The organism is Methanospirillum sp. (assembly GCF_028679455.1).
In the GTDB taxonomy this organism is placed as follows: domain Archaea; phylum Halobacteriota; class Methanomicrobia; order Methanomicrobiales; family Methanospirillaceae; genus Methanospirillum.
In genome coordinates this window covers 1-3,510 of sequence record NZ_JAJRBM010000035.1, presented here as the reverse complement: position 1 = coordinate 3,510, position 3,510 = coordinate 1, and the positions used below count along the sequence as shown (strand labels likewise).

3 protein-coding genes are annotated in these 3,510 nt (G+C 42.9%); 2 read left to right on the top strand and 1 reads right to left on the bottom strand.

Features of this window, described 5'->3' with window-relative positions:
* Window positions 1–201 precede the first annotated feature (201 nt).
* Window positions 202–924 carry a DNA alkylation repair protein gene (locus LUQ50_RS01005; protein WP_367278927.1) on the top strand — a complete coding sequence of 241 codons (723 nt, stop codon included), beginning with the start codon at window positions 202–204 and terminating at the stop codon, window positions 922–924.
* 135 nt (window positions 925–1,059) lie between these two features.
* Complete coding sequence (locus tag LUQ50_RS01000; RefSeq protein WP_300034829.1) at window positions 1,060–2,628, top strand: tetratricopeptide repeat protein; 1,569 nt, start codon at window positions 1,060–1,062, stop codon at window positions 2,626–2,628.
* Window positions 2,629–2,916: 288 nt separating this feature from the next.
* On the opposite strand, the gene LUQ50_RS00995 is transcribed toward LUQ50_RS01000, so the two are convergent.
* Window positions 2,917–3,324, bottom strand: a complete 408-nt coding sequence (locus LUQ50_RS00995; RefSeq protein WP_300034826.1) for a helix-turn-helix domain-containing protein — start codon at window positions 3,322–3,324, stop codon at window positions 2,917–2,919.
* Window positions 3,325–3,510 lie beyond the last annotated feature (186 nt).

Sequence of the window (3,510 nt, the reverse complement as noted above, 5' to 3'; positions counted from 1 at the left end):
GCAACACAGAAAGGGTCGGCTTCAACAACAGGTTCAGGTTCCGGAGGTTCATTTTCATCTTCGATGGGAGCTACTTCTATCTCATTTGGATGACGGTAATCACTAAAAACCCTTTATGAGGGGGCGTCTCATAGGGGGTTTTGGAGTAAGATGAATTTGTTTCAAATCTTATTTCCAATATAATATTTCATCCTGGTTCCCATGTTTTGTGTGGATCCGATAATTGATCAGATACAAACAGAACTGATTGCCCATAGTGATGCAAAGACTTGGGAGAATTTTCAACGTTTTTTTAAAGAGGAAGTACCTCATTACGGGGTAAAATCCGGGGATGTAGCAAAAATTGCAAAACGTTATCTGCCTGAAATCAAAACGCGCAAAAAGGCAGATATCTTTGCATTATGTGAAACGTTGTATAAATCCGGATATTGTGAAGAAGCTTTTGTTGTATCTTCCTGGATGGCATCACTTTCATGGATGCTGGAGCCGGATGATCTTCCAGTTATCACCTCCTGGATCTCTCAATATATTACCAATTGGGCCACCTGTGATGGATTCTGCAATCATGCAATCGGTGATCTAATTGTACGGTACCCGGATACCATTGATGAAATTATCAAATGGACCAGATCAGAGAATCGGTGGATGCGCAGAGCGGCTTCAGTCTCTCTGATTATTCCTGCAAAACATGGCAAATTTCTGAATGAGGTATTTGTCATAGCGGATCTTCTCCTCACAGATGAAGATGATATGGTTCGCAAAGGGTACGGATGGCTTTTAAAAGAAGCAAGCAGGGAACATCAACAATCAGTTTTTGAGTATGTGATGACTCACAAAAAACTGATGCCCCGGACTTCACTTCGCTATGCAATTGAACTCATGCCACCTGATCTCAAAAAAGAAGCTATGCGTAAAGACTGGTAACCGCTTCAGAATTAGGTGTATTTTTTAAAAATATCCGCAATTTTTATCATGAATTTTTCCAGGTACGCCATAATTTACTGTACAGCGATATGATAATCCATAAAGAGTCTAATCAACATATGCAGTTGAACTGAAATGAACACATTCCAGGACGGTGTCCGGCTCTATAAAGAAGGAAAGTATATTGAGGCAGTTGAAAAACTACATGCGGTAGCGAGTGCGGAGCATACGAATCATAAAGCCTGGAACGCACTTGGGGTGGCCCTTTCAAAGACCGGAGATCTGGATCAGTCAATCATCTGTTTTGAAAATGCACTCTCTCTCGATCCTGCAAATAAAACCTATGTCGTAAATTTGGGTCGTGCAAAGACAAAACGTTCTGGAAGTATTCAGGTACCTGTTTTATCCCAAAAACATCACGATAAGGTTGCAACAGTTCTTCCGACTAATCAGGAATCTGACCTGAAAGGCTCCCGCAATTTTGAATCATCTGAAAATAAAATCTCATCTTCTCTCTCCATATCAGCGGATTCAAAGGCGATAGCAGAAGATTCTCTCAATCGTGCTTTCTCTCTCTTTGGGCAGGCATCTTATCATAATATTCCTGATCTGCTGGTTGAAGCCCTGTCATCTGTAGAAAAATCCCTGGAGTTGTACCCGGATTATTATGATGCCTGGCAGTTGAAAGTATCAATCCTGATGATTACGGGTGAAAAGAATCCGAATCATCTTGATGAGGCATTACAGGCCTGTGAACGTGCTCTTTCAATTAAACCTGAGCAGGCTTCAATGTGGTTCAATAAAGCGGGAATTCTGGAAAATCTTGGACGATATGATGAAGCGATCTCAGCATATGATCGATCCTATGGGTATTCTACCGATGAACCAATGAGACTCGGTCTCATTCTTATGAAAAAAGCAGCGATCCTGGAGTCTATAGGAAACCCATCCCTTGCCTTGAAGGTTTATGAACAGGTTCCGGTCAATGACAGGTTTTTTGGTGATGCCATGGAGAATAGGGCAAAAATCCTTGAACAAAGTGGGGATCGGGAACTTGCTGTCACCTCATTGCGAACCGCAGGTCTGTTTCATCTGAAACAAAATCAGTATGAAAAAGCACGACACTCACTGGATCATTTATTGTCGCTCGTACCTGGGGATGTTGAGGCAGCATCCAACAAAGGGTTAGCCCTTCTTGCATTATATGATCAAAACCCCTCCCGTGATATCCTTGAAGATGCCTTGAAATGTTTTGATACTGCGCTTCAGGCCGAACCTGAAAATATGACGTATCTGATCCAAAAGGGGCGGTGTCTTCTCGACCTGGGACGGTTTGAAGAGGGATTGCAATATCTGGATAGGGCTCTGTGGATCGATCCGAGTGATGGTATTACTCTCATGAACAAAGGAGTTGCCCTCTACCAATTATCGCGACATGAAGAAGCTCTAAAATATTTTGATCTGGTCTGTTCACATTATCCGGAACATGCTGCTCCATGGATCATGAAATCGCGAATCCACCTGGATTGGAAACAGTATGATACTGCATTAATGGAAATAAACCAGGCAATTCAGCGCGAAAATGATGATCCAAAAGTCTTTGCTCAACGTGCCACTATCATGAGGGCACTCGGTAAAGAAAATGAAGCACGCGAAGATGAAAAGAAAAGCAGGGAACTATCTGAGTTAATTTCTGAAAATTGATATCTCTATCCTGATTAGATCCCAAATTTTGAATAGGAAATATTATTTTTATCAGAGGCAACCAAGTTAACAAGCGCAGATCTTTACATTATTTTTGCATCATATGCATGGAGACCTGTCCTGCGAAGGCTCCATCCGGAAAAATCTGGGAGCCCATTCTCCATCGTGATCAGTTCTGGACGCAGACACCTGTTCTCATCTATATGAAATGTCACATACATCCAGTCTGGTGAGTGCCCAGATCTGTGGGATCTGCATTGCAGCCTGTCCCTATACCCGACGGTACGTTCAGGGTTCGTTATGAGATGTATCCTGCTCTCCAAGTTCATCTGTGTGGACCTGCCTGTTGCAGCTCTTCTTAGGGATCGGACACCCGTGGCTGGTGAGATATTCTGCACCCCAGGCGCAGAGTGATTCAAGAACCGGAACTACAGAACTCCCGAGAGGAGTCAGGGCATATTCAACGCGTGGAGGGACTTCAGGATATATGGTCCTAGTGATTACGGCATCCTCTTCAAGTTCTCTGAGTTGCTTTGTCATCATTCTAGGGGTGATCATGGGGAGGCGTTCCATGATCTCTGTAAAACGCAAGGTCCCGGATTTGAGTTGCCATATGATGAGTGCCTTCCATTTTCCACCTATCACGACGAGGGCAGCTTCGACAGGGCAATGATATTCATTTTCTTTCTGGTTCATGTCTCTGGAGGGATACTTACTATACTCTCTGTATCTGCTGTGTATTAATGTAGTTACTACTCATTGTATAGTGTAGTTCTATGACAAGAAATAGCGTTTCAGATAAATGTGAGGGGATTGTATCCTCAATGACTGCCGGGAGAAAAATCTCATTATATATGGGAGTTTCCTCATGCCAGTAATATC